This window comes from Microlunatus antarcticus, assembly GCF_014193425.1.
Classification (GTDB): domain Bacteria; phylum Actinomycetota; class Actinomycetes; order Propionibacteriales; family Propionibacteriaceae; genus Microlunatus; species Microlunatus antarcticus.
In genome coordinates this window covers 1158467-1184882 of sequence record NZ_JACHZG010000001.1, presented here as the reverse complement: position 1 = coordinate 1184882, position 26416 = coordinate 1158467, and the positions used below count along the sequence as shown (strand labels likewise).

The 26416-nt window shown below is 72.6% G+C and carries 24 protein-coding genes; 5 read left to right on the top strand and 19 right to left on the bottom strand.

Annotation, left to right across the window (positions count from 1 at the left end):
* Positions 1-94 precede the first annotated feature (94 nt).
* The gene (locus FHX39_RS05440; RefSeq protein WP_183337140.1) at positions 95-562 is read right to left on the bottom strand and encodes a hypothetical protein; all 468 of its coding nucleotides are present in this window, start codon (positions 560-562) and stop codon (positions 95-97) included.
* A gap of 248 nt (positions 563-810) precedes the next feature.
* Here FHX39_RS05440 and rpmB point away from each other — a divergent pair, with 248 nt between their 5' ends.
* The gene (rpmB, locus tag FHX39_RS05435) at positions 811-1002 is read left to right on the top strand and encodes a 50S ribosomal protein L28 (protein ID WP_183337139.1); all 192 of its coding nucleotides are present in this window, start codon (positions 811-813) and stop codon (positions 1000-1002) included.
* Positions 1003-1156: 154 nt separating this feature from the next.
* Here rpmB and FHX39_RS05430 read toward each other — a convergent pair whose 3' ends face one another.
* Positions 1157-2878 (bottom strand): ribonuclease J, encoded by a 1722-nt coding sequence (locus tag FHX39_RS05430; RefSeq protein WP_183337138.1) that lies wholly within the window; start codon positions 2876-2878, stop codon positions 1157-1159.
* Between the two features lie 141 nt (positions 2879-3019).
* Positions 3020-4480 carry a sugar porter family MFS transporter gene (locus FHX39_RS05425; RefSeq protein WP_198423268.1) on the bottom strand — a complete coding sequence of 487 codons (1461 nt, stop codon included), beginning with the start codon at positions 4478-4480 and terminating at the stop codon, positions 3020-3022.
* A 109-nt stretch (positions 4481-4589) separates the two neighbouring features.
* Between FHX39_RS05425 and FHX39_RS05420 the strand changes: the two genes are divergently transcribed.
* Positions 4590-5150, top strand: coding sequence for a GNAT family N-acetyltransferase (locus FHX39_RS05420; protein ID WP_183337137.1), 561 nt, complete (start codon positions 4590-4592; stop codon positions 5148-5150).
* 16 nt (positions 5151-5166) lie between these two features.
* Here the strand turns inward: FHX39_RS05420 and FHX39_RS05415 are convergent, their stop codons facing one another.
* The 7 genes from FHX39_RS05415 to FHX39_RS05385 form a co-directional block, all read right to left on the bottom strand.
* Positions 5167-5916, bottom strand: coding sequence for an LmeA family phospholipid-binding protein (locus FHX39_RS05415; protein ID WP_183337136.1), 750 nt, complete (start codon positions 5914-5916; stop codon positions 5167-5169).
* Entirely contained in the window at positions 5913-6650 is a 738-nt protein-coding gene (dapB, locus tag FHX39_RS05410; RefSeq protein ID WP_183340962.1) for a 4-hydroxy-tetrahydrodipicolinate reductase, read from the bottom strand. The genes FHX39_RS05415 and dapB overlap by 4 nt, the downstream gene beginning before the upstream one ends.
* Before the next feature lie 72 nt (positions 6651-6722).
* Positions 6723-7145: a hypothetical protein gene (locus FHX39_RS05405; protein WP_183337135.1), complete on the bottom strand. Its 423-nt coding sequence runs from the start codon at positions 7143-7145 to the stop codon at positions 6723-6725.
* Positions 7146-7234: 89 nt separating this feature from the next.
* Complete coding sequence (locus FHX39_RS05400) at positions 7235-8449, bottom strand: M16 family metallopeptidase (RefSeq protein WP_183337134.1); 1215 nt, start codon at positions 8447-8449, stop codon at positions 7235-7237.
* 83 nt (positions 8450-8532) lie between these two features.
* On the bottom strand, positions 8533-10731 hold the full coding sequence (locus FHX39_RS05395; RefSeq protein WP_183337133.1) for a polyribonucleotide nucleotidyltransferase: 2199 nt from the start codon (positions 10729-10731) through the stop codon (positions 8533-8535).
* Positions 10732-11151: 420 nt separating this feature from the next.
* Positions 11152-11421, bottom strand: a complete 270-nt coding sequence (rpsO, locus tag FHX39_RS05390) for a 30S ribosomal protein S15 (RefSeq protein ID WP_183337132.1) — start codon at positions 11419-11421, stop codon at positions 11152-11154.
* 208 nt (positions 11422-11629) lie between these two features.
* Positions 11630-12571: a bifunctional riboflavin kinase/FAD synthetase gene (locus tag FHX39_RS05385; protein ID WP_183337131.1), complete on the bottom strand. Its 942-nt coding sequence runs from the start codon at positions 12569-12571 to the stop codon at positions 11630-11632.
* Positions 12572-12610: 39 nt separating this feature from the next.
* Between FHX39_RS05385 and FHX39_RS05380 the strand changes: the two genes are divergently transcribed.
* The gene (locus FHX39_RS05380; RefSeq protein WP_183337130.1) at positions 12611-13051 is read left to right on the top strand and encodes an HhH-GDP family DNA glycosylase; all 441 of its coding nucleotides are present in this window, start codon (positions 12611-12613) and stop codon (positions 13049-13051) included.
* A gap of 27 nt (positions 13052-13078) precedes the next feature.
* Here FHX39_RS05380 and truB read toward each other — a convergent pair whose 3' ends face one another.
* From truB to rimP, 6 genes are all read right to left on the bottom strand, one after another.
* On the bottom strand, positions 13079-13990 hold the full coding sequence (truB, locus tag FHX39_RS05375) for a tRNA pseudouridine(55) synthase TruB (RefSeq protein WP_183340959.1): 912 nt from the start codon (positions 13988-13990) through the stop codon (positions 13079-13081).
* Positions 13980-14486: a 30S ribosome-binding factor RbfA gene (rbfA, locus tag FHX39_RS05370; protein WP_183337129.1), complete on the bottom strand. Its 507-nt coding sequence runs from the start codon at positions 14484-14486 to the stop codon at positions 13980-13982. Before rbfA ends, truB begins: the two co-directional genes overlap by 11 nt.
* 489 nt (positions 14487-14975) lie before the next feature.
* Positions 14976-18038 (bottom strand): translation initiation factor IF-2, encoded by a 3063-nt coding sequence (gene infB / locus FHX39_RS05365; protein WP_183337128.1) that lies wholly within the window; start codon positions 18036-18038, stop codon positions 14976-14978.
* A gap of 172 nt (positions 18039-18210) precedes the next feature.
* Positions 18211-18534 carry a YlxR family protein gene (locus tag FHX39_RS05360; RefSeq protein WP_183337127.1) on the bottom strand — a complete coding sequence of 108 codons (324 nt, stop codon included), beginning with the start codon at positions 18532-18534 and terminating at the stop codon, positions 18211-18213.
* Complete coding sequence (nusA, locus tag FHX39_RS05355) at positions 18527-19510, bottom strand: transcription termination factor NusA (RefSeq protein ID WP_183337126.1); 984 nt, start codon at positions 19508-19510, stop codon at positions 18527-18529. Before nusA ends, FHX39_RS05360 begins: the two co-directional genes overlap by 8 nt.
* Positions 19510-20034 carry a ribosome maturation factor RimP gene (gene rimP / locus FHX39_RS05350; RefSeq protein WP_183337125.1) on the bottom strand — a complete coding sequence of 175 codons (525 nt, stop codon included), beginning with the start codon at positions 20032-20034 and terminating at the stop codon, positions 19510-19512. Before rimP ends, nusA begins: the two co-directional genes overlap by 1 nt.
* A 139-nt stretch (positions 20035-20173) precedes the next feature.
* Between rimP and FHX39_RS05345 the strand changes: the two genes are divergently transcribed.
* The gene (locus FHX39_RS05345; RefSeq protein ID WP_183337124.1) at positions 20174-21199 is read left to right on the top strand and encodes a DUF4439 domain-containing protein; all 1026 of its coding nucleotides are present in this window, start codon (positions 20174-20176) and stop codon (positions 21197-21199) included.
* A 12-nt stretch (positions 21200-21211) separates the two neighbouring features.
* Here the strand turns inward: FHX39_RS05345 and FHX39_RS05340 are convergent, their stop codons facing one another.
* Positions 21212-22009 carry a sulfite exporter TauE/SafE family protein gene (locus FHX39_RS05340; RefSeq protein ID WP_183337123.1) on the bottom strand — a complete coding sequence of 266 codons (798 nt, stop codon included), beginning with the start codon at positions 22007-22009 and terminating at the stop codon, positions 21212-21214.
* The gene (locus FHX39_RS05335) at positions 22010-23779 is read right to left on the bottom strand and encodes a proline--tRNA ligase (RefSeq protein ID WP_198423643.1); all 1770 of its coding nucleotides are present in this window, start codon (positions 23777-23779) and stop codon (positions 22010-22012) included.
* A 145-nt stretch (positions 23780-23924) separates the two neighbouring features.
* On the opposite strand from FHX39_RS05335, the gene FHX39_RS05330 reads away from it, so the two are divergent.
* The gene (locus tag FHX39_RS05330; protein ID WP_183337121.1) at positions 23925-24890 is read left to right on the top strand and encodes an alpha/beta fold hydrolase; all 966 of its coding nucleotides are present in this window, start codon (positions 23925-23927) and stop codon (positions 24888-24890) included.
* 58 nt (positions 24891-24948) lie between these two features.
* On the opposite strand, the gene argG is transcribed toward FHX39_RS05330, so the two are convergent.
* A complete protein-coding gene (gene argG, locus FHX39_RS05325; RefSeq protein WP_183337120.1) occupies positions 24949-26400 on the bottom strand; it encodes an argininosuccinate synthase in 1452 nt (483 codons plus the stop codon).
* Between the last annotated feature and the right edge of the window lie 16 nt (positions 26401-26416).

Below are 26416 nucleotides of genomic sequence, written 5' to 3'. Positions count from 1 at the left end.
CGGGCTGCACCAGCGGGACCACGTTCCCCGTACGACCGGCCACGCGACCACCGTAGAGGTCCGTTCCGACACCCCGCCCGCCGCAACGCCCGTCCTACGGCACCAGGACGAGGGCGAGGACCCCCAGGGCGATCCAGACGACGACGAACAGCACCGGCACCGCGCGGAAGAACAGCAGCGCGCGCCGCTGGTCCGCCCAGGACGAGGGGCGTCCCGCACCCCCGTGGTAGCCGGGCGCGGTCCCGCCGAGGCGACCGAACAGCTCGTCCTGCTGCGCGCTGAGGACCAGCAGGATGCGCGCGGCCCCGCGGACCGCGGGCAGGGTCAGCAGCGCGAGCAGCAGCCCGAGCACGGCCAGCACCGGGGCCGCGACGCCGGCGAAGACCCGGCCCCACGGGGCACCGTTGCTCATCGCCGCGGTGTACGCGATGGTCAGGAACGCCTCGGCGCCGAGCAGCGCGTTCACCCGCTCGTGCAGCAGCCCCAGCTCGTCGCGCGTCTCCTCCCGGACGGCGGCCAGCCTCGCGGCGTCCGCGGCCGGGTCCGGCGCCGGCACGCTCACCGGGGCGTCGGCACGAGGGAATGCCGCAGCTCGGCGACAGACGTGTCCGGTTCGGGCAGGCCGGGAGGTCGGACGTCTGTCGTCATCGGTCTACCTCTCGAGGGTGCGATCCTGCTCGACGGAGAGTCTCGCTGATTCGACCGGGTTCCACACCGTCAGGTACTCTCGTGAAGTTGCCCAGGGCGGACCGCGTACGCGTGCGTCGCCGGGGCGAGACCAGATCCGATCTTTCGTGGGAGTGAATCCAAGTGGCTGCGGTGTGCGACGTGTGCGGCAAGAGGCCTGGCTTCGGCCACAACAAGCCTTGGTCGAAGAAGAAGACCAACCGGCGGTGGGACCCGAACATCCAGACCGTCAGCGCGGCCCTGTCCGGCCGGGCCAAGCGGATCAACGCCTGCACCTCGTGCATCAAGGCCGGCAAGGTCGCCGTCGCGAGCTGAGCCCGCGGCTCTGACGTACCGAGACCCGCCCCTCCTCACGGAGGGGCGGGTCTTGTCGTCTCCGGACCTTCTGCACACCCTGGAGAAAGTTCTGTGCCGTTGACCACCTCAAAGGTGGTCAACGGCGCAGAACTTCGAGAGCGGGGGCTGCCGCTCAGGTCAGGACGACGACCGGCACGATCATCGGGCGGCGGCGGTGGGTGTCGTTGACCCAGCGGCCCAGCCGGCGCCGGATCACCTGCTGCAGCGCGTACGCGTCGTCGGTGCCGTCGGCGAGCGCGGCCTCGAGGGCCTCGGTGATCCGCGGGCGGACGGGGTCGAAGATCTTGTCGCCCTCCACGAAGCCCCGGGCGTGGATGTCGGGGCCGGTGATCACCTTGCGGCTGCGGGTGTCCACGACCGCGACGACGGAGATGAAGCCCTCCTCGCCGAGGATCTTGCGGTCGGTGAGCGCGGCCTCGGAGATGTCGCCGACCGTCGTCCCGTCCACGAAGATGTAGCCGGCGTCGACCTTGCCGACGACAGACGCCTTGCCCCGCTCCAGGTCGATGACCGCGCCGTCCTCGGCCAGGATCGTCCGCGTGCGCGGGATCCCGGTCTGGATGGCGAGCTCGGCGTTGGCCACCAGGTGGCGGGCCTCGCCGTGCACGGGCATCACGTTGCGGGGCTTGACGATGTTGTAGCAGTACAGGAGCTCGCCGGCGCTGGCGTGCCCGGACACGTGGACCATCGCGTTGCCCTTGTGCACCACCTTCGCGCCGAGGCGGGTGAGCCCGTTGATCACGCGGTAGACCGAGTTCTCGTTGCCCGGGATCAGGGAGCTGGCCAGGACGACCGTGTCACCCGGCTTCAGGTCGATCACCGGGTGCTCGCTGGCGGCCATCCGGGAGAGGGCCGACATCGGCTCGCCCTGCGACCCGGTGCAGACGATGACGACGTCCTCGGGCCTGAAGTTCTCGATGTCGCGCATCTCGATGAGCGTGTTCGCGGGGACCTTGAGGTAGCCGAGGTCGCGTGCGACGCCCATGTTCCGGACCATGGAGCGCCCGACGTAGACGACCTTGCGACCGTGGGCGACCGCGGAGTCGAGCACCTGCTGCACGCGGTGCACGTGGGAGGCGAAGCAGGCGACGATCACGCGCTGCTTGCTCTTGTCGAACACGCGGTCCAGCGCGGGGGCGATGTCCCGTTCGGGCGTCGTGAAGCCGGGGACCTCGGCGTTGGTCGAGTCGACCATGAACAGGTCCACCCCGGCCTCGCCCAGCCGCGCGAACGCGCGCAGGTCGGTCAGCCGGCCGTCGAGCGGGAGCTGGTCCATCTTGAAGTCACCGGTGTGCAGGATGCGGCCGGCCTCGGTGCTGATCGCCACGGCGAAGGCGTCGGGGATCGAGTGGTTGACGGCGACGAACTCGAGGTCGAAGGCGCCGACCTGGGTCTGCTCGCCGTCGGTCACGACGAGCTCGACGGTGTTGCGCAGGCGGTGCTCCTTGAACTTCTCGCGCAGCAGCGCGAGCGTCAGCTTGGAGCCGATGAGCGGGATGTCCGGGCGCTGCTTGAGCAGGTAGGGCACGGCACCGATGTGGTCCTCGTGCCCGTGCGTGAGCACCAGTCCGACGACGTCGCCCAGGCGGTCGGCGATTGCGCCGAAGCCGGGCAGGATCAGGTCGACCCCGGGGTGGTTGTCCTCGGGGAAGAGGACGCCGCAGTCCACGATCAGCAGCTGGCCGTGGTACTCGACGACCGTCATGTTGCGCCCGATGTCGCCGAGCCCGCCGAGCGGGGTGACGCGCATGGCGGACCGCGAGAGGGGCGGGGGGTTGTGCAGACGGGAGGCAGCCACGTCGACCGACCCTACCGGTGGCGGCAGACGCACCATTTCTCCGGAACTGCCGTGGCGCGCCGTCCGTTACGGAACAATAAGAGGGTCCGCAGGCTGGCTGCTCGGGGGTTCAGGCAGCCTGCGGACTTCTCTCTCCCGCCGCCGGTGCTTCCTCGTCCGCGGTCGGGGCCCGGTGCGTCAGCCCTTCGCCGCGAAGTCCTTCGGGGTGAACCGGCCCTCCCGCAGGCGGCCCTCGATGTCCTCCAGGCTGTGCCCGGTCAGCTCGGGCATGCGGAGCAGGACGAAGATCCAGGCCGCGACGTTGAAGCCCGCGTAGACCCACATGGTCGGCCCGACCCCGATCCCCTCGATCATGGTCAGCACGGTGAGCGTGATCAGCATGTTCGTGGTCCACAGCGTCATCGACTGCGCACTGGTCCCGGCGCTGCGCACGCCCAGCGGGTAGATCTCCGAGCCCGTCAGCCAGCCCATCAGCTGCAGCCCGCCGGCGTTGAAGAACATGAACACCACGAGGCAGGCGACGATCACCGGGATGTCGCCGCGCCCGTCGTGGCCGGTCACGAACAGCCCGCCCAGGACCGCGAGGGCCAGGGCCGCGCCCGGCACCATGATCAGCGTCAGCCGCCGACGTCCCACCTTGTCGACGATCGCGAGCCCGACGATCATCATCACCAGGTACGTGACGCCCAGGGCGAGGCTGACGCGCAGCGCGGCGCTCTCGGAGAACCCGTTGTCGGTGAGGATCGTCGGCGCGTAGTAGATGATCATCTCGATGCCGCTGAGCTGGGTGAAGAGGGCGATCCCGCAGCCGACGACGAGCGCCGGGCGGACCCACGGCTTGCGCAGGCCGCGCCAGCCCCGGTTGTCCCGGCCGGCCGAGCGCTCCTCCTTCTCGAGCCCGACGATCTCGTCGAGCTCGGCGTCCAGGTCGCTGCCCTCCTCGCGCACGCCGCGCAGCGCCTCCCGCGCGTCGTCGCGCCGGTCGGCCTTGACCAGCCAGCGCGGGCTCTCCGGGAGCCGCAGCATGAGCAGGAGCATGATCGCGGCCGGCACCGCCGCCGCCCCGACCGAGACCCGCCACGGCGAGGCCTCGGTCGCGCCGACCAGGGTGGCCAGGACGATGCCGACGCCGATGCCCAGCTGGAACGTCAGGACCAGGCGCCCGCGCTTGCGGGCCGGGGCCAGCTCCGCCACGTACATCGGCACGACCTGGGTCGCGCCGCCGACCGCGAACCCGAGCACGATCCGGGCCAGCGAGAGGGTCGGCGCGCTCGGCGCGACCGAGCAGAGCAGGGTGCCGACGACGAAGACGCCGGACACGATGAGGATCGTCGTCCGCCGCCCCCGCCGCTCGGACAGCTGGCTGCAGGCGAACGCCCCGAGCACCGCCCCGAAGAGGATGCTGGCCGCGATGACCTGCTCCATGCCGCTGCCGGTGGAGAAGTCGCGGCGGATCTGCAGCAGAGCGCCCGAGATGATGCCGGTGTCGTAGCCGTAGAGCAGGGCCGAGATGGCCGACACCACGGCGGCCATCAGCATCCGGCCGGTCAGCGCCTGGGAGACGCCCTGGGTGGCGTCGGGCGGGGACGAGCCCTCCCGACCCCGCGTGGTGGTCTCCGGCTCGGTGTCCGCGGCCATCGGTGCTCCTCGCGTACGGGCGCCCCTCGGTGGACGCGCAGGACAACCTATGACGGCGCCCCGGGTGCGGCCGGGGGCTCCCCCGGGTCCTGCTGGGTAGCATCAGCGCGTGCCGCAGCCCGCGCAGGTCGCCGACTCCGTCCGGCTGGCCTGGCCCACGGAGGCCCCCTCGATCTCGGCCGTGCAGCGGCGCGGATGGCTCGGCCTGCCGGCGCCGCTGGCCGACTCCCTGCTGACCGGGGTCGACGAGCCGGCCATGGTGCAGGCGTGGGAGCAGGTGATCGCCCGCCCGGCCGACGCACGTCAGCGCGTGCTGGTGGCGGTCGGGAGCGACCGGCTGGTCGGCTTCGCCACGACGGGACCCTCGGAGGACGTCGACGCCGAGACGGGCGTGGACGGGGAGGTGGACCAGTTCTGGGTCGACCCGCCGGCCCAGCGTCGCGGGCACGGGTCACGCCTGCTGAACGCCTGCGCCGACACGCTGCGGGCGGACGGCTTCGGCCACGCGCGCTGGTGGGTGCTGGCCGAGGACGTCGTGCTGCGCCGCTTCCTCGCCGACGCCGGCTGGGAGGCGGACGGCGCCACCCGGTCGATCGGCTCCGAGGACGGCACGGTCCGCATCGACCAGCTGCGCCTGCACACCAGCCTGGCCGCCGAGGACGGCGCCTGAGTCCTCGGCCCGAGGCTCAGCGCCGGATCGGGAGGTCCGTCCCGCTGAGCCCGACGTGGAGCCCGTCGTCCTGGGCGTCGACCGACGTCACCTGCAGGTCGAAGGGGACGCCCTCGAGCGGGATCGGCTGCACGACCGCCTTGATCAGCTGCTGCGCCACCACGTCGGGCAGCGTGTAGCCCGCGACCTCGACCGTCGGGTCGGCCAACGACACGGTCTGCTTGGCCTCGTCCAGCGCGAGGCGGCCGGTGATCTTGGCCTGGACCGTCAGCCCGTACAGCCGCTGGTTGCCCTCGAGGGTGAAGCGCCCGCCGCCCGCGTAGGTGAGGGGGACGCCCGCCGCCCGCTGGAGCGCGTCGTACGCGACCAGGGCGGTCCCGTCGGCGCGGGCGACGTTCATCGTCTTCCACCAGTCGGTGGTCGTGACGTCGCGCAGCGTCATGTCGACGTGGTCGATGGGCAGCACGCTGTCGTTGCCCTGCCCGACGTCGTCGGCCACGACGTGCACCTCGCCGAGCCGGCGGGCGGCGACCTGCGTGAGGAACGGGCGACCGAGCACCTCGACGGCCGGGGCCTGCGGCGTCCCCAGCTCGCTCTGCAGCTGCGTGGCGACCTCCCGCTCGACGCGGGAGTGGGCGTACGCGTCGACGCCGTAGAAGGCGACCGCGAGCACCGCGGCGAGGACGACGAAGACGATGGCGAAGCGGACGCCGGCCGCTCCCCGCTGGCCCCGGCCCGCCAGGTGCCCCGGGAGTGCGCCGCTCACGCGAGGCCCAGCACGGACTCGATGCCGACCGTCAGGCCGGGGGTGCCCGGCAGGGCGCGGACCGCGGCCAGCACCCCGGGCATGAAGGAGACCCGGTCGAGCGAGTCGTGCCGGATGGTCAGGGTCTCGCCCTCGGAGCCGAAGAGGACCTCCTGGTGGGCGACGAGCCCGCGGAGACGGACGCTGTGGACGGCGATGCCGTCCGCGCGGGCCCCGCGGGCGCCCTCGAGCCCCGAGGAGGTCGCGTCCGGGGGTGCGCCCAGGCCGGCGGCCACACGGGCGTCGGCGACGCGGGCCGCGGTGGCGGCGGCCGTGCCGGACGGGGCGTCGGCCTTGCCGGGGTGGTGGAGCTCGATGATCTCGACGCTCTCGTAGAACGCGGCCGCCTGCTCGGCGAAGTGCATCATCAGCACGGCCCCGACGGAGAAGTTCGCGGCGACGAGCACGCCGACGCCCGGGTGGTGGCCGAGGAGCTCGTTCACGCGGCCGAGACGTTCGGGGGTGAAGCCGGTCGTGCCGACCACGACCCCGATCCCCCGCTGGACGCACCAGGTGAGGTTGTCCATCACGGCGTCCGGGTGGGTGAAGTCCACGGCGACGTCCGCGGCCTCGGCCGGAGCCCGGTCGTCGTCGGCGTCGAGCGCGGCGACCAGCTCGAGGTCCTCGGCGGCCTCGACGGCCCGGCAGACCTCGGCGCCCATGCGCCCGCGGGCGCCGAGCACGGCGACCTTGATCGTCACGGGACTCCTCGGGTTCGGCGTCGGGCGGACGCCCAACCTAGTCGGTCGGGGGTCGCGGTCTATGTCTCAGCCGAACGAGGCGAGGTCTCGCGTCAGGAGCGCGTGCTGGGCGGCGTAGCCGTCGCCGTAGAAGCGCAGCGTCCGGTCGAGCGCGTCCTGCAGCCACTGCCTGCCCTGGGCATCGATCTGGCCCGTCAGCCGCAGCAACGCGAACCCGGCGGCGATGACGAACCCGTCGAGATCCGGCGACCCCTCCTCGATCTCGTCCACGAAGGCAGCGGCGTCCTCGGCCGCCGTCAGCTCGAGGACGTCGGAGACGGTCGCCGTCGGACCCAGCTCGGTCCGCTGCTCCTCGGCCTCGACGAAGAGGTCAGACCCCTCGTCGGAGCCGAAGGGCGCGAAGTCGTCCGCCGGGTCGTCGTAGATCGGGTCGGTGAAGTGCTCCGCGAACCTCGGGTGGGTGTAACCCGGCACGCCCTCGCTCGACATCGCTCCATCCTGCCGTCTGGCGGGGACTCGGGCGCCCGATCGCCCGGATCTGCCGGGAACGCCGGTACGAGGAGATCGGTGAGTGCGGATCAGGCCCAGGGACGGGTCGCGGCCGCGGGGACCTTGGGACCGACGAGGCCGAGGGTCGGGCGGGAGCCGAAGATGCGGCCCGCCTCCGCGCGCAGCTCGTCGGGGGTGACGGCGTCGTAGTGGGCGAGGACGTCGTCCAGGGAACGCTCGTCGCGCAGCAGGGCGGTCGTGCCGAGCCGGCCCATCCGGCTGGAGGGGCCCTCGTACGACAGCACCGTCTGGCCGCGCATCTGGGTCTTGGCGTCGGCGAGCTCGGTGGCGGTGACGCCGTGCTCGGCCACCGCGTCGAGCTGGCCGCGCACCACGTCGAGGATCGGCCCGAGCCGCTCCGGCGCGCAGGCGAACTCGACGCTCCACATCCCCGCGTCGGAGTAGGTGGTCTCCCCCGCGTCGATGCCGTACGTCAGCCCGCGCCGTTCCCGGACCTCGACGAACAGCCGCGACGCCATCCCCCCACCGAGGACGGTGGCCAGCAGGCCCGAGGCGTAGCGCCGGTCGTCGAAGAGGCCGCCGGAGCGGTAGGCGAGGACGGCCTGCACCTGCTCGACCTTGCGGCGCGTCACCACGAGCCCGGTGAGGCCCGTGTCGGGAGTGGGGACGTCGGGTCGTGGCCCCGCGCCGGGCTGCGGCATGGCGTCGAGCGCCGCGACCTGCTCGACGAGCCGGTCGTGGTCGACGTCCCCGGCCGCGGCGACGACGAGGTTGCCGGGCCGGTAGTGCTGACGCCAGTGGCGGACGACCGTGTCGCGCGACATCGCCTCGATGGAGGCGGGCGAGCCGATGACCATCTTGCCGAGCCCCGACCCCGCGAAGACGGCGTCGGCGACCTGCTCGGCCACGACCTCGCCGGGGTCGTCGGCGTGCATGGCGATCTCGTCGAGGATGACGGCGCGCTCGGCGTCGACGTCGGCCGTACGGACCCTCGACTCGCTGACCATGTCGGTCAGCACGTCGGTCGCGAGATCGGCGTCAGCGGCCAGCACACGCGCGTAAAAGCACGTGTACTCCTTCGTGGTGTACGCGTTCAGCTCGCCGCCGCGCGACTCCACGGCGGCCGAGATCTGCTCCGCCGTACGCCGTCGCGTGCCCTTGAACAGCACGTGCTCGAGGAAGTGCGAGGCCCCGTGGCGCGCGGCGGTCTCCTGCCGTGAGCCCACGCCGGCGTAGATCCCCACGCAGAAGGTGCGGCTGGACGCCATGCGCTCGCTGACCACGGTCAGCCCGTGCGGCAGCACGGTGCGCCGAACGGCGCCGTCCTGGTCAGGACGGCGCCGCGCGGTGGTGGATCGGTTGGTGCTCAGACGGCGACCGGCTCCTCGACCACGGGGATGAGCGAGAGCTTGCCCCGGTCGTCGATGTCGCTGATCTCGACCTGGAGCTTCTGGCCGACGTTCAGGACGTCCTCCACGCTCTCGACGCGCGCGCCACCGGCGAGCGGGCGGAGCTTGGAGATGTGCAGCAGGCCGTCCTTGCCCGGGAGCAGCGAGACGAAGGCGCCGAAGGCGGTGATCTTGACGACCGTGCCGAGGTAGCGCTCCCCCCGCTCGGGCATCGTCGGGTTGGCGATGGCGTTGATCAGCGAACGCGCGGCTTCGGCCTTCTCGCCGGAGTCGGCGCCGACGTAGATCGTGCCGTCGTCCTCGATGCTGATCTGCGCACCGGTGTCGTCCTGGATCTGGTTGATCACCTTGCCCTTCGGGCCGATGACCTCGCCGATCTTGTCCACGGGGATGTTGATCGTGATGATCCGCGGCGCGAAGAGGCTCATCTCGTCCGGGGTGTCGATCGCCTCGGCCATGACCTCGAGGAGCGTGGTGCGCGCCTCCTTGGCCTGGCTGAGCGCGCCGGCGAGCACGTCGGACGGGACACCGTCGAGCTTGGTGTCGAGCTGCAGGGCGGTGATGAACTCGCTCGTGCCGGCGACCTTGAAGTCCATGTCGCCGAACGCGTCCTCGGCACCCAGGATGTCGGTCAGCGCGACGTAGCGGGTCTCCCCGTCGACGGTGTCGCTGACCAGGCCCATGGCGATGCCGGCAACCGGCGCGCGCAGCGGCACGCCGGCGTTCAGCAGGGCCAGCGTCGAGGCGCAGACCGAGCCCATGGAGGTCGAGCCGTTGGAGCTGAGCGCCTCCGAGACCTGACGGATGGCGTACGGGAACTCCTCGCGCGTCGGCAGCACCGGCAGCAGGGCGCGCTCGGCGAGCGCTCCGTGGCCGATCTCGCGGCGCTTGGGCGAACCCACGCGGCCGGTCTCGCCCGTGCTGTACGGCGGGAAGTTGTAGTTGTGCATGTAGCGCTTCGTCTTCTCCGGCGCCAGCGTGTCGAGCTTCTGCTCCAGGCCCAGCATGTTCAGCGTGGTGACACCCAGGATCTGGGTCTCGCCCCGCTGGAACAGCGCGGAGCCGTGCACGCGCGGGACCACGGCGACCTCGGCGGACAGGGTGCGGATGTCCCGCACGCCGCGGCCGTCGATGCGGAAGCCGTCGGCCAGGATCTTCTGACGGACGAGCTTCTTGGTCAGCGCGCGGAAGGCGCCGCCGATCTCCTTCTCACGACCGCCGAAGCCGCCGTCGCTGAGCTGGCCGCGGACCTTGTCCTTGAGGGTGTCGGTGGCCTCCTCGCGCTGCTGCTTGTCGGCGATCGACATGACCTCGGACAGCTCGGCACCGGCCAGGTCGGAGACGGCCGCGTACACGTCGTCGTTGTAGTCGAGGAAGATCGGGAAGTCCGCGGTGTCCTTGGGGAACTGGGCCGCGAGCTCGGCCTGCGCGTCGCACAGGATCTTGATGAACGGCTTCGACGCCTCGAGCCCGGCCGCGACGACCTGCTCGGTCGGGGCGGTCTTGCCGGAGCGGACGAAGTCCCAGGTCTGCTGGGTGGACTCGGCCTCGACCATCGCGATGGCGACGTCACCGGAGGCGGTGACCCGCCCGGCGACGACCATGTCGAAGGTCGACTCGGCGAGCTGGCTGACGTCGGGGAACGCGACCCAGTCGTTGCCGATGAGAGCGACGCGGACGCCACCGACCGGGCCGGTGAACGGCAGGCCGGCGAGCTGGGTCGACAGCGACGCGGCGTTGATCGCCACGACGTCGTACGACTTGTCCGGGTTGAGCGCCATGACCGTCACGACGACCTGGACCTCGTTGCGCAGACCCTTGACGAAGCAGGGGCGCAGGGGCCGGTCGATGAGGCGACAGGTGAGGATCGCGCCCTCGCTGGGGCGGCCCTCGCGGCGGAAGAACGAGCCGGGGATCTTGCCCGCGGCGTACATGCGCTCCTCGACGTCCACCGTCAGGGGGAAGAAGTCGATGGCGTCGCGGGGCTTGCTCTGGGCCGTGGTGGCCGACAGCAGCATCGTGTCGTCGTCGAGGTAGACGGTCGCCGAACCGGCGGCCTGCTGGGCCAGCAGGCCCGTCTCGAAGCGCACGACGTGGCGCCCGTGGGCGCCGTTGTCGATGACGGCCTCGGTGAACCGAACGTTGGGTCCCTCCATGGGGGTCCTTTCTCGCTGGCACGCCCGCGCCTGCGGGTCGTGCCGGATGGGGACCACATCCACGCACCGGTGTGTCTGGTGAGGCGCGGCTCGCGACCCTCCGCACTGCTGCGAGAGGGACGGCGGGCACCGGCGCCGCACCCACGGGCTCGCATCGGGAGCCGGTCTTCGATCGAGGTCCGCGGGTCGGGGCCGGTTCTTGCGAACCGGCGCCTCCCGAGGGCCACTACCGGAGACCGGGCTTCTCGTGCCGACACGCTGGTCGGGGTGCTCGACGGGGTCGAGCGGTGCGGGATGCGGTCTGAAGTGGGTCTGGCTGGTGAGCCGTTATGAAGTTGTCAGCCCTGCCGCACGGGGCGGCAGGACCGGTGGAGCGGCAAGCGGTCCTGGCGGGCTCTCACCCGCAGGACCGCTCGGTCGTCAACGACGCAGACCGAGGCGCTCGATGAGCGAGCGGTACCGGTTGATGTCGGTCTTCGCGGCGTAGTTCAGGAGCCGGCGCCGCTGGCCGACCAGGAGCATCAGGCCACGACGCGTGTGGTGGTCGTGCTTGTGCTCCTTGAGGTGCTCGGTCAGCATCGCGATGCGCCGGCTGAGCAGGGCCACCTGGACCTCGGGAGACCCCGTGTCACCGGGGTGCGTGGCGTACTGCTCCATGATGGTCTTCTTCTCGGCAGCGTCGAGCGCCATGTGTCCCTCCAAGGGGTCTCGTTGCGCGGCGCTCCCCGGGACCATCTACGAAAGACGGGTCTGCACTCGGTGTGCGAGGGAGCTCTTGGGCGTCCGCGGCCGATCGAACGGCAGGTCCGAGCATACAAGGTGCGCTCCGCACAACCGTAATCCGGCCCTGACCAGGGCTGATCTCGCCGGCCTCGCTGCCGGGACGTCCCCGGCAGGCCTAGGAGGAGTGCAGGAGCTGCCGGGCGTGGTCGACGTCGCTGTGCATCTGGACGATGAGCGACTCCATGCCGGCGTACTTGACCTGCCCGCGCAGCCGCGCGTAGAAGTCCACGGCGATCTCGACGCCGTAGAGCTCGAGGTCGTCGCGGTCGAGGACGTACGACTCGACGCGGCGCTCGAGGCCGTCGAAGGTCGGGTTGGTGCCTACAGAGATCGCCGCGGGCCACCGCTCGGCGTCCGGGACGTCGAGGCGCGTCACCCAGCCGGCGTAGACCCCGTCCGCCGGGACCGCGAGCCCGGGCGGGACGGCGACGTTGGCCGTGGGGAAGCCCATCTCGCGTCCACGCTGGTCGCCCTTGACCACGACGCCGCAGAAGCGGAACCCGTGGTCGCTGAGCTCGCGGACCCGCCCGAAGTCGCCGTCGGCGACGGCCTGCCGGATGAGCGTCGACGAGCTCGGCTGCGTGCCGTCGGTGAGCAGCGGCACGCCCGACACGGCAAAGCCTCCGCCCGGGCGCGAGGGGTCGTCCTGCCCGAGCGCGGTCAGGGCGGCGACGTCCCCGGCGGCGCGGAAGCCGAAGTGGAAGTTCTCGCCCACCACGACGCGGACGGGGTGCAGCGGGCGGATGACCTCGTCGACGAAGCGGGCGGGGCTCCAGCCGGCCACCTCGGAGGTGAACTCCACGACGACCACGTCGGTCACGCCCTGGGCGCGGAGGAGCTCGACGCGACGTTCCAGGGAACCGAGCAGCAGCGGGGTCTGGTCGGGGCGGATGACCGACATGGGGTGCGGCCAGAAGGTGACGACGACCAGCGGGGCGCCCGGCTCGAGGGCCTGCGCGGCCCGGAGGAGCTCGACGTGACCGCGGTGCACGCCGTCGAAGTTGCCGATGACCACCACGGGCCGCTCGGGCGCACGCCCGGGTGCCTCGTCAACCACCCCCGGAGCGTACCTGCGTGGCGCCGCCAGAATGACGTCATGACCGACGACAAGGACCGTACGGACGCCGCGGACCTCGGCCTGGACCTCGGCGGCAACGACGACGCCGTCCTCTTCAGGTGGCTGGTCGCGTGCCTGCTCTTCGGCGCGCGGATCAGCCAGGACCGGGCGGCCGCCGCGTTCGCGGAGCTCGACGGAGACGGCGTCCTCACCCCCGACGCCCTGGCCGGTGCCTCGACGCGGCACCTGGTGGCGCTGCTCGACGCCGGCCGCTACACCCGCTTCGACGACTCGAAGGCGGCCGAGCTGAAGCAGCTGGGCCGCGACGTGCGGGAGCGCTACGACGGACGCCTGTCGTCGCTGCCGGAGGGGGCGCGGACCTCGAAGGAGGTGTCGGAGCGGCTGCAGGGGTTCAAGGGCATCGGCCCGGTCGCCGCCGACATCTTCCTGCGCGACGCCCCGGCGGCCTGGCACCCCTGACGCCACCTGGGCGACGAGCCAGGCGCCTCAGCCGACGAAGACGGCCTCGGGCCGTGCCCCGTCGGGGCCGGGGCGGTAGAGCGCGAGGAACGTCCCGTCCTGGTCGACCAGCGCGGTCAGGCCCTCGAGCGCCAGCTGGGGAAGCCGCCGGCCGACCCGCACGTCCGCGGACCGGTCCGCGTCGAGGACGACCACGGGGAAGGACCGGGCGGCCACCTGCGCGATCGGCTCGACCCGCGGCGGCGTGACGTCGTGGCCCGGCTCGGGCAGGACGACCGCCTCGTCCAGCGTGAACGGACCGACCCGGGTCCGCCGCAGCGCCGTCAGGTGGCCGGCGCTGCCGAGGGCGGAGCCGAGGTCCCGGGCCAGGGCCCGGATGTACGTGCCGGACGAGCAGTCGACCACCACGTCGAGGTCGATCACCGCCACGCCCTCCGCCTCGGCGTCACGACGGGCCAGCACGTCGAACCGGTGGACGGTGACGGGGCGCGGCACGAGCGCGACCTCCTCGCCGGCCCGGACGCGGGCGTACGAGCGGACGCCGTCGACCTTGATCGCCGACACCGCGGTCGGGACCTGCAGGATCGGACCGCGCAGGGCGTCGAGCGCCACCTCGAGCCGTATGGTGTCGAGCTCCGGTGCGCCCGGCGTGGCCACGACGTCACCCTCGGCGTCGTCCGTGACCGTGCCGACCCCGAGGCGGATCGTCGCCTCGTAGGTCTTGTCGGTCAGCGTGAGGTGCCCGAGCAGCCGGGTGGCCCGCTCGACGCCGACGACGAGCACGCCGGTGGCCATCGGGTCGAGCGTCCCGGCGTGACCGACCTTGCGCGTGCCCAGGAGTCGACGCACCCGCCCGACCACCCCGTGCGAGGTGAGTCCGGCGGCCTTGTCGACGACCACGACCCCCGAGGGAACCGGCGGACGTCCGTCAGCGGGCAGGGCGGTCGACCTCGGGCTCGTCGACCGCAGCCGGCGGCACGTCGACGTCCGCGTCCGCGTCGTCCTCGGAGTCGTCCTCCGGGTCGTCGTGCTTGTAGGGGTCGGCCTCCCCCGCGTACGTCTTGCCCTCGGCGACCGCCGCGACCCGGGCGTCGACCTCGCGGGCGGCGGCGAGCGCCTCGTCGAGCTGGCGTGCGCTCTCCGGCACGACGTCGGGGATGAAGACGAGCGTCGGGGTGAACTTCAGCCCCAGCTGCTTGCCGACCTGGGAGCGGATGAGCCCCGTCGCGGACTGCAGGGCGGCGGCCGACGACGCGTAGTCGGCGTTGCCGCCGAGGACGGTGTAGAAGATGCTGGCGTCGCGGCTGTCGCCGGTGAGCCGGACGTCGGTGATCGTCACGAAGCCGAGCCTCGGGTCCTTGATCCGACGCTCCAGCATCGCGGCGGCGATCTCCTTGATCTGATCGGCCAGCTTGAGCACTCTCGGCGACGGCATGCGTCCTCCTCGGTCGTCGGGTGGGGAACACCCAATGGTGCCTCAGGCGCGGGAAGCTCTCACCGGCAGTCGACCGCCGGACCGGCACCGGGCGCGTCCGCGTCTTCAGACCGGTGCGTGAGTTGGTGGCCGACGACGGCGTCGGCGTACGGCGTCCTCAGACCGGTGCGTGAGTTCGTGGCCGACGACGGCGTCGGCGTACGGCGTCTTCAGACCGGTGCGTGAGTTCGTGGCCGACGACGGCGTCGGCGTACGGCGTCTTCAGACCGGTGCGTGGGTTTGTGGGGCGGGACGACGCCGGCGTACGGCGTCTTCAGACCGGTACGTGAATTCGTCGCCGACGACGGGCTCGGGTCCCGCATCTGCGGCCCGGCGCGGGAGCCGTGGCGCGAGCTGGGTTGGTCCCGGGTACGGCTCGGACGGGACAGCAGAACGGGGAGGATCCCGCACCGTGGTGGTGCGGGATCCTCCCCGTTTCCGGGTCAGACCCTACGAACGCGCCTTCTCGCGCATCTCGAAGGTCTCGATGACGTCACCCGTGCGGATGTCGGAGTAGTTCGCGAGCGTGACACCGCACTCGAACCCCTCGCGCACCTCGGTGGCGTCGTCCTTCTCCCGGCGCAGCGACGAGATGCTCGTCTCCGTGATGACGACCCCCTCGCGCAGCAGCCGGGCCTTCGAGTTGCGTCGGAGGCTGCCGCTCGTGACCATGCAACCCGCGATGATGCCGGCCCGCGAGCTGCGGAAGATCTCGCGGATCTCCGCCTGCCCGAGGGTGGCCTCCTCGTAGATCGGCTTGAGCAGACCCTTGAGCGCGGCCTCGATCTCGTCGATCGCGGCGTAGATGACCGAGTAGTACCGGATGTCGACGCCCTCGCGGTCCGCCATCTCCGTCGCCTTGCCCTGAGGCCGGACGTTGAAGCCGACGATGACCGCGTTCGAGGCCGCCGCGAGGCTGACGTTGGTCTCGGTGATCGCACCGACACCGCGGTCGATGACCCGCAGGCTGACCTCGTCGCCGACGTCGATCTTGGCCAGCGCGTCCTCGAGCGCCTCGACCGAACCCGCACCGTCGCCCTTGAGGATGAGGCGCAGCTCCTGCTCCTCGCCCTTCTCGAGCGAGTCGAACAGCTGGTCCAGCGTCTTGCGCCGGGTGCCGGCCGCCTGGGCCGCCATCCGGAGCCGCGACGCACGCCGCTCGGCGATCTGACGGGCCATCCGGTCGTCGTCGACGACGATGAAGCTGTCGCCCGCGCCGGGGACGGCCGTGAGGCCGAGGACCTGGACCGGGAACGACGGCGGAGCCTCGTCCACGTTGTGCCCGTGGTCGTCGAGCAGCGCCCGGACCCGGCCGTAGCCGGTGCCGGCGACGATCGAGTCGCCGACGTGCAGGGTGCCGCGCTGGACCAGGACGGTCGCGACGGGGCCGCGGCCCTTGTCGAGGTGGGCCTCGATGGCCACACCCTGTCCGTCCATCTCCGGGTTGGCCCGCAGGTCGAGGGCCGCGTCGGCGGTCAGGACGACCGCCTCGAGCAGCTGCTCGAGCCCGACGCCGGTGATGGCGGAGACGTCGACGAACATCGTGTCGCCGCCGTACTCCTCGGGCACCAGGCCGTACTCGGCCAGCTGGCCGCGGACCTTGGTCGGGTCCGCACCCTCGCGGTCGATCTTGTTCACCGCGACCACGATCGGCACCTCGGCGGCCAGGGCGTGGTTGAGCGCCTCGATCGTCTGCGGCATCACGCCGTCGTCCGCCGCCACGACGAGCACGGCGATGTCGGTCGACTTCGCCCCGCGGGCACGCATGGCGGTGAACGCCTCGTGACCAGGGGTGTCGATGAAGGTGATCTTGCGCTCCTGGCCGTCCACCTCGGTGGCGACCTGGTAGGCGCCGATGGCCTGCGTGATGCCACCGGCCTCGCCGGCGACCACGTTGGTCTTGCGGATCGCGTCGAGGAGCTTCGTCTTGCCGTGGTCGACGTGACCCATGACGGTGACGACCGGCGGGCGGGCCTCGAGCTCGTCCTCGCCACCCTCGTTCTCGCCGAACTCGATGTCGAAGCTCTCGAGCAGCTCGCGGTCCTCGTCCTCGGGCGAGACGATCTCGATCTTGTAGTTGAGCTCGGTGGCCAGCACCGCCAGCGTGTCCTCGGCCACCGTCTGCGTGGCGGTGACCATCTCGCCCAGGTTGAACAGCACCTGGACCAGGTTCGACACGTCGACGTTGATCTTCTCGGACAGGTCGGTCAGCGACGCGCCACGGGCCAGGCGGACGGTGGAGCCGTCGCCCTGACGGACGCGGACGCCACCGATCTCCGGCGCCTGCATCTGGTCGAACTCTTGACGACGCTGACGCTTCGACTTGCGACCACGACGGACGGGACCGCCGGCGCGCCCGAAGGCACCCTGCGTACCGCCGCGACCACCGCGGCCACCGCGGCCGGCCGGAGGCCCACCGGGACCGCCGCCGGGACGCCCGGGAGCGCCGCCGCCACCGGGACCACCCGGACGACCACGACCCGCGGGTGCGCCGCGACCACGGGCACCGGGACCGGCGGGAGCGCCGAGCTGGCCGGAGGCCTGGCGCGGCATCATCGCCGGGTTCGGACGGGGCATACCGGGCACGCCGCCGGGACGGGCACCCGGAGCGCCGGGCGCACGGCTGGCCGGAGGACGCGGGCCGCCCGGACGAGCGGTGTCGGCCGGGGCCGCGGGTGCACCCGGACGGGGCGGACGGGCCGCGCCCATGCCCTGGGAGGGCGCGAACGGGTTGTTGCCCGGGCGGGCCGTGCCGGGGCGACGGTCACGCGGGGCGGGACCACCGGGGGTGCCGGTGCCGGCACCGGGCGTGCCCGGTCGGGCCGGCGGACGGCTGGGCGTGGGGCCCGCGCCGGTGCTGGTGCCACCGGGCCGGGGCGCAGAGGTCGAGGGACGCTCGTCCTGGCGCGCGGCCGGGGCCGGCGTGGCCGGGCGCGGCGCACCGGGGCGCGCCGAGGCCGGCGTGGCGCTCCGGGTCGTCGAGGCGCCCGGGTTGCCCGGCGCGGACGGCGTCGGGGGGTTCCGGGTGGACGGCGCCGTGCTCGGAGCCGGCGCCGGAGGCGTACGGGTGGAGGGTGCGGTCGACTCGGCCGACGTCCGGGCCGCCGGTGCGGCCGGAGCAGCAGGCGTACGGGTCGAGGGCGCTGACGGGGCCGCGGGGGTCCGCGTCGACGGGGAGGCACCGGGACGCGGCCCCGGGGTCGCCGACGAGGTGCCGGGGACGCTCGGGCGCGGCGCGGAGGGCGTCGCGGACGGGGCGCTGGGGCTGGAAGGTGCGGTCGGCGCGCTGGGAGCGGCCGGAGCAGCGCTGCGGGCGGCCGGCACAGCCGGGGTGGGCCGGGCCGCGGGGGCCTCGGCGGGAGCGAGCTTCTCACGGAGGCGCCGGATGACCGGCGCTTCCAGGGTGGACGAGGGGGACTTGACGAACTCCCCCATGTCCTTGGCCATCGAAAGGACGGCCTTGCTGTCGACTCCGAGCTCCTTGGCGAGCTCGTAGACACGGGTCTTGGGCACGAATCTCCTACGTAGTCGGCCCTCACCCTCGTGGCGCGGACCAGTTAGCCGAACATGCTCATTGAGCAGTCTTCATCGCGAGTTCATGAGCGAGCGCTCACTTCCTGGTGTCTGCGGACCTCGATCGAGGCCCGGGCGCGGATCGGAAACAGCCCGATCACAAGGACCAACTCTAGCCGCTGCCGACGGCTCTGCCCAACGGGGCTCCGGGACCCGCTTCCGCGAGGTACGCGGTGAGGACCGCGCCGGCCGCGGGAGCCTCGACCGGGGCCCGCAGCATCCGGCCGAAGGCCCGCTTCTTGACCGCCAGAGCGACGCATGCAGCGTCCGGGTGGACGTACGCCCCCCGCCCGGGGGCACGGCGCCGGGGGTCGACCACGACGGTCGTCCCCGCGGCCACCACGCGCAGCAGGTGGTCGACCTCGTCGCGCCGGCGGCAGCCAAGGCAGGTGCGGACCGGGCCGTCGTACGCCGGGGCGCCTTGGCGTTCAGTCACCCGACGGCTGGACCTCGGTGTCCGGGCGGATGTCGATCCGCCAGCCGGTCAGGCGGGCGGCGAGGCGGGCGTTCTGCCCCTCGCGCCCGATGGCCAGCGAGAGCTGGTAGTCGGGGACCACGACGCGGGCGGAGCGGAGCCCCTCGTCGACCACCGTCACCGAGGTGACCTTGGCCGGAGACAGCGCCTGCCCCACGAACGTGGCCGAGTCGGGCGACCAGTCGACGATGTCGATCTTCTCGTCGTTGAGCTCGTGCATGATCGCCCGCACCCGCGACCCCATCGGGCCGATGCAGGCGCCCTTGGCGCTCACGTCGGGGTTGTGGCTGATCACGGCGATCTTGCTGCGGTGGCCGGCCTCGCGGGCCACGGCCTTGATCTCGACCGTGCCGTCGGCGATCTCGGGCACCTCGAGCGCGAAGAGCCGCTCGACCAGCGCGGGGTGGGTCCGGCTCACGACGACCTGCAGCCCGCGCAGCTCCCGGCGCACCGCGACGACGTAGACGCGGAGCCGCGTGCCGTGGGTGTAGCGCTCGCCCGGCACCTGCTCGGCCAGCGGCATGATCGCCTCGGTCTTGCCGAGGTCGACGAGCACGGTCCGCGAGTCCCGTCCCTGCTGGACGACGCCGACGACGATGTCGCCCTCGACCGCCGCGAACTGCCCGTACTTCTTCTCGTCCTCGGCGTCGCGCAGCCGCTGGAAGATCACCTGGCGCGCCGTCGCCGCCGCGACCCGGCCGAAGCCGTCCGGGGTCCCGTCGTACTCCCCCACCGTCGCGCCGTCCTCGTCGCGCTCGGGGACCATGACGGCCACGTGGCCGTTGCGCCGGTTCAGCTCGACGCGGGCGCCCGCCACGGGCGCGTCGGTCTTCTCGTACGCGGAGAGCAGGGCCTCCTCGATCGCGCTGGCGAGCAGCTCGAAGGAGATCTCCTTCTCGCGCTCCATGAGCCGTAGCACGGAGATGTCGATGTCCATCAGCTGTCCTCGTCCTCGTCGTCGTCGATCTCGAGCTCGTCGTCGTCCTCGTCGTCGTCGCTCTGCCTGCGGTTGAGCTCGACCTGCACGAGGGCCTTGGTGATCTCGTCGTAGCGCAGCCGGCGCGCCGCGCCGTCGACGTCGAGCTCCACCGCGTCCTCGCCGGCCTCGGTGATGCGCCCGGTCAGCTGGCTGCCGTCGAGCAGGTCGACCCGCACCAGACGGGTGGCGTTCCGCCGCCAGTGCTTGGGTGCCGTCAGGGGGCGGCCGACGCCGCGCGAGGAGACCTCGAGGGTGTACGCCGCCTGGCCGGTCGCGTCCGAGGTGTCGAGCGCCTCGGACACCGCCCGGCTGGCCGAGGCGATGTCGTCGAGCAGGGGTCCGCGGCCCTTGGGCCCGTCGCCGTCGACGACGATCCGCACCACGCGGCGCTTGCCGGCGGGGACCACCTCGAGGGCGTCCAGCTCGAGCCCGAAGCTCTCCAGCACCGGGCTCACCACGGCCTCGATCGCTGCATCCCTCATCGCGTCGCGCCGCCCCTCATCCGGTTGTGTCCCGCAGTTGTCCGGTCAGACGTCGCCGACCGGGTTGCCCGACACGCTCACGCGGCCGGAACCCCCCGAGCATAGCGAGGTCCCGGCGGGCCTCGGGTACGTTCGGTCGGTGCCCGAAGCCCCGACGGCCCGCTGGCGACGGCGGGACCTCCTGCGCCTCGGCCTCGCGCTCCCGGTGCTCGCCGGCTGCTCGACCTCCCCCGCCGTGGCCCCGCTGCCCGGCGCGTCGGGGACGAGCGGCCCGAGCCTGACGCCGGGTGCCGCCTCGCCCGCCCCGGGTCCCTCCGTGCCCGCCACCGCGACCGCGGAGCAGACGCTGTCGGTGTACGCCGCCGCCGTCCTCACCGGTCCCCGGCGAGCGGACCTGAGCGGCGACCAGCGCCGGCTGCTGACCTTCCTGCGTGACGTGCACGCGGACCACGCCATGGCCCTCGCCGGGGCGGACCCCACCTCGCGACCCACGACCGCCACGCCCGCCCCCACCGCCGAGAAGCCGGACCTGGCCAAGGTGAGCCTGGGCGACGCGCTGAAGCGCCTGGCCAAGCAGGAGTCGGCGCAGGCCGCCCGGCACCGCCGGGCCGCCACCGCGGCCACCGGTCTCGCGGCGCTCGTCGCCGGGTCGCTCGCGGTCGCCGCCGACTCGTACGCCGCCGCGCTCGGTGCCTCCGACACGCCGTCGGTGAGCGCGAAGAAGGCCCGCAAGCCGGCCGCCCTGCTGAGCGACGTCGCCGCCACCCAGCAGCTCGTCGCGCAGCTGCACGCCGTCGTCTACGGCTACCAGCTGGCGATCGGCAAGCTCGGGTACTCCAGCTCCGCCCGCCGGCGGGCCGTCGCCGAGCTCGCGACGGCGCGCCGGCTCCTCGACGTCCAGATCGCCTTCCTGCTCGGCCGCAAGGCCGACGTCCCGGCCGCCGAGCCCGCGTACGCCCCCTCCTCGACCGTGCGGTCGGCCGACGACGCCCGTCGGCTGGTGCGCGGGATGCAGGCGCGGCTGGAGCCATTCGTGGGGCTGTCACTGGCGGCGGCCGCGACGCCGGAGGCCCGGACGCAGGCCCTCACGCTGCTGGCCGGCACCTGCCGCACGGCACGTTCCTGGGGTGCGCCGCTGCAGGCCTGGCCGGGCTGGCCCGACTAGTCAGGCGCTCGTTCAGCTCGCGAGCATGCGGACGGTGTCGTACGCCAGCTTGATCGCCAGCGCGGCGACGACGACGAGGAACACGCGCCGCACGAACCCGTTGCCCCGGGCGATCGCCGTCCGGGCGCCGAGGTAGCCGCCGAGCAGGTTCGCCGCGCCCATCGACAGGCCCAGGCCCCACAGGACCGTGCCGTGCGCCGCGAACACGCCGAGCGCGGCCACGTTGGTCACGAGGTTGGCGATCTTCGCCTTGCCGCTGGCCTCGAGGAAGCCGTAGCCGAGCACGCCGACCAGCGCGATGACGAAGAACGAGCCCGTCCCCGGACCGAGGAAGCCGTCGTACGCACCGACCACCAGCCCGATCACCGCCGTCCGGCCGTAGTGGGCGCCCCCCGTGTGGCGGACCGCGCTCACCAGCCCCAGCTGCGGGCGGCGCCAGGTGTAGAGGCCGACGCCGACCAGGGCCACCAGCACGATCGGGGTGAAGGCGTCCTTCGGCAGCAGCTTCGCCAGCTGGGCTCCGCCCGCCGAGCCCAGGCCCGCCCCGACCACGAGGGACAGGACGGTGCGCCAGTCGGGCCGGACGCGGCGGGCGTACGTGATCGCGCTCGTCGCCGTACCCCACATGGAGGAGAGCTTGTTCGTGCCGAGGATCGCCGCCGGCGGGGTGCCCGCCGGGAGACCGATGAGCAGCGCCGGCAGCTGGACGAGACCCCCGCCGCCGACCACCGCGTCGATCCAGCCCGCGGCGAACGCGACGACGACCAGGAGGACGAGGGTGGCGAGCGGCAGGTCGAGACCCGCGAGCACTCAGCCCTGCTCGGGCACCACGAGGCTCGGCCGCCCGTGCGCCTCGGCGACGACCTCACCGAGCGCGTCGTCCAGGGCCACCTCGCGACGCTCGCCGCTGCGGCGGTCGCGCACCTCGACGTTCCCGTCGGCGAAGCCCCGGCCCACCACGACGATCGTCGGCATCCCGAGGATCTCCGCGTCCGCGAACTTCACGCCCGGGCTGGCCTTGCGGTCGTCCAGGAGCACGCTCACGCCGGCCTCGTCCAGGGACGTGGCGAGCTCCGTCGCCCACGCCAGCGCGGCGGCGTCCTTGCCCGCGACGACGACGTGCACCAGGTAGGGCGCGAGCTCGCGCGGCCAGGCCAGGCCCTTGTCGTCGCAGGTGTTGTCGGCCACGGCCGCCACCGCGCGCGAGCACCCCAGCCCGTACGAGCCCATCGTGACGGTGACGAGCTTGCCGTTCTGGTCGAGCACCTTGAGCCCGAGCGCGTCGGCGTAGCGGGTGCCGAGCTGGAAGATGTGGCCCATCTCGATGCCGCGCGCGAGCTCGAGCGGACCCGAGCCGTCCGGCGCCGGGTCGCCCTCGCGCAGCTCGGCGGCCTCCAGGAAGCCGTCCGGGGTGAAGTCGCGCCCGCAGACCAGGTCGAAGACGTGCTGGCCGTTGACGTTGGCGCCGGTGATCCAGCGGGTGCCCACGCCGACGCGGGGGTCGACCAGGAAGCGGATGCCGCTGCCCGACTCCTCCCCCAGGACCTCCGGGCCGATGTAGCCCTTGACCAGCATCGGGTAGTCGGAGAAGGCGTCGAAGATCTCCACCTCGGCCGGCTCGAGCTGCGCCTGGACGCGCTTGAGGTCGACCTCGCGGTCGCCGGGCAGGCCGAGGACCAGCGGGGCCTGCTTGCCGTCGGGCTGGGTGACCATGAGGACGACGTTCTTGAGGGTGTCCGCGCCGGTCCAGGGCCGGTCGTCGCGCGGGTACCGCTCGTTGGCCACGGCGACCAGGCTCGCGATCGTCGGCGTGTCCGGGGTGTCCTCGACGTGCGCGGCGGGGACGTCGTCGAAGGGCAGGTCGTCGGGCGTGGGCGTCCGGACCGCCTCGACGTTGGCCGCGTAGCCGCCGGGCGAGCGGACGAACGTGTCCTCGCCGGTCGCCGAGAGCGCCAGGAACTCCTCGCTCGCCGAGCCGCCCATGGCCCCCGACATCGCGGAGACGACCGCGTACTCGAAGCCGAGCCGGTCGAAGATCCGGATGTAGGCGGCGCGGTGGGCCGCGTACTGCTCGCGGAACGCCTCCACGTCGATCGCGAACGTGTACGAGTCCTTCATGACGAACTCGCGCCCGCGCAGGATCCCGGCGCGGGGCCGCGGCTCGTCGCGGTACTTCGTCTGGATCTGGTAGAGCGTCAGCGGCAGGTCCTTGTACGAGGAGTACAGGTCCTTGACCGCGAGCGTGAACATCTCCTCGTGCGTCGGGCCGAGGAGGTAGTCGGCGCCCTTGCGGTCCTTGAGGCGGAAGATGTTGGGCCCGTAGTCGGTCCAGCGCCCGCTCGCGTCGTACGGCTCGCGCGGCAGCAGCGCAGGGAACCGCACCTCCTGGCCGCCGATGGCGTCCATCTCCTCGCGGACGATGCGCTCGACGTTCTGGAGGACCTTGAGCCCGAGCGGGAGCCAGGAGTAGATGCCGGGAGCCGCACGGCGGATGTACCCGGCGCGGACGAGCCAGGTGTGGCTCGGCACCTCGGCGTCGGCCGGGTCCTCCCTCAGCGTGCGCACGAACAGCTGGGACATCCGGGAGATCACCGGCTCACCCTAGGCGACGGGGCGGCCTGCGCCCGAGCCCGTTTCGGGTCGGCGGCGGGTCGCGGGACGCCCGGGGTCGCGGGCTACGGTTCGCCGTGACACCGGCGAGGGCGCCGGGAGGAAGGCGGTCGTCGTGGCCCTGCAGGAGATCACGTTCACCTCGGCGAACGGCCGAGACACCATCCAGGGGTGGGTCTACGAACCCGTCGGCCGGGCGACCGCGGTCGTCCAGGTCGTGCACGGGCTCGGGGAGCACTCACGGCGCTACCTGCACCTGGTCTCGACGCTGCTCGACGCCGGGTACGTCGTCGTGGCCGCCGACCACGCCGGGCACGGCCGGACGGCGATGGAGTCCGGCGTGTGGGCCGACGCGGGCGACGACGCGGCGCAGGTGGTCGTCGCCGACGCGCTGCGGCTGCAGGCGGAGGCCCGCGACCGGCTGGCCGGGGCGGCTGCGTCGACCGGAGCGCCCGCGCTCCCGTGGGTGGTCTACGGCCACAGCTGGGGGTCCCTGATCGCGCGAGCCATGACGTCCAACCCGGACGCCCGGCTCTCCGGGCTGGTGCTGGGCGGGATCGCCGCGCAGATGCGGGGCATCGAGCGGGTGCTCGACCGGCCCGCCCTCGCCGCGCTGGCGGCGGGCGACCAGGCCGCCGAGCCGGCCCCGCAGGAGCTCGTGGGCCAGCTGTTCGACGGCTTCCTCGAGCGGTTCGGACCCGGCGCGGGTCCCACCGCCTGGGTGGCCCTCGACGCCGACGTCGTCGCCGACCACGGGCGGGACCCCTTCAACAACTTCGGCGCCCCGCTGAGCGCCCGCTTCCTCCAGGGGTTCGTCGACCTCTACGACCAGGTGAACGGCGACGCCTGGTACGCGACGGTCCCCTCCGGGCTGCCGGTGCTGATCCTCGCCGGCGACCAGGATCCCGTGACGCACTACGGAGAGGGCGCGTACCACGTGGCGAACCGGCTGGTCGCGACCGGTCACGCGGACGTCCGGACCCGGGTGTTCCCCGGCGTCCGGCACGAGGTGCACAACGAACCCACCACCCGCGCCGAGGTCGAGCGCGAGATCACCGAGTTCGTGGCTCGCGTCTCCTGAGGGAGCACTCGGGACGAAGAACGCTCCCTAAGCCCGAGCACGCTCGAGCGACCGGGCCTCAGTCGGTGCCGGACTCCATCGCCGCGCGGTCGAGGGACTCGGGGTCGCTCGTGCTGTCGCCGCTCTCGAGCTCGGAGGCATCGCCGTACGCCGAGAGGTTGTCGGTCACGTCGCCCAGGTCGAGATGCAGCGTGATGTCGGAGCGCAGGTGGTCCTCCGACACGAGCTGGCCGCGGCCGGCGTAGCCGAGGAGCCGGGTCCGGGTGTCGGCGATGTCGAGGTTGCGCATCGTCAGCTGGCCGATCCGGTCGGTCGGACCGAACACGGCGTTGCCGTTGCGCTCCATCGAGAGCCGGTCGGGCTGGTAGGACAGCGCCGGGCCGGTCGTGTCGAGGATCGTGTAGTCGTTGCCGCGACGAAGCCGCAGCGTGACGGTCCCGGTGACGGGCGAGGCGATCCAGCGCTGCAGGCCCTCGCGGATCATCAGCGCCTGCGGGTCGAACCAGCGGCCCTCGTAGAGGAAGCGGCCGAGCTTGCGGCCCTGGGTGAAGTACGCGTCGAGCGTGTCCTCGTTGTGGATCGCCGACAGCAGCCGCTCGTAGCCGAGCACCAGCAGCGCCATCCCGGGCGCCTCGTACACGCCACGGCTCTTGGCCTCGATGATCCGGTTCTCGATCTGGTCGGACATGCCCAGCCCGTGGCGACCGCCGATCGTGTTCGCGGCGATCACCAGGTCGACGTCGGAGGCGAACGTCTCGCCGTTGATCGCCACCGGCTGGCCGCCCTCGAACGTCAGCGTGACGTCCTCGGTCTCGATCTCGACCGACGGGTCCCAGAAGCGGACGCCCATGATCGGCTCGACGATCTCCATCGAGGTGTCGAGCTGCTCGAGCTGCTTGGCCTCGTGGGTGGCGCCCCAGATGTTCGCGTCGGTCGAGTACGCCTTCTCGGTGCTGTCGCGGTAGGGCAGGTCGTGCGCGACGAGCCACTCCGACATCTCCTTGCGCCCGCCGAGCTCGGTGACGAAGCGCTCGTCCAGCCACGGCTTGTAGATGCGCAGCCCCGGGTTGGCCAGCAGTCCGTAGCGGTAGAACCGCTCGATGTCGTTGCCCTTGAACGTGGACCCGTCGCCCCAGATCGACACGCCGTCCTCGTGCATCGCGCGCACCAGCAGCGTGCCGGTCACGGCGCGGCCGAGCGGGGTGGTGTTGAAGTACGTCTGCGCGCCCGAGCGGATGTGGAACGCCCCGCAGGTCATGGCGGCGAGGCCCTCGTTCACCAGGGCCGAGCGGCAGTCGACGAGCCGCGCCTCCTCGGCGCCGTACAGCTTGGCCCGGCCGGGGACGCCGACGAGGTCGTCCTCGTCGTACTGGCCGAGGTCGGCGGTGTAGGTGAAGGGGACGGCGCCCGCGTCGCGCATCCACGCCACCGCGCAGGAGGTGTCGAGGCCGCCGGAGAAGGCGATCCCGACCCGTTGACCGACGGGGAGGCTGGTGAGGACCTTGGACATCCCCCCACGCTATCGG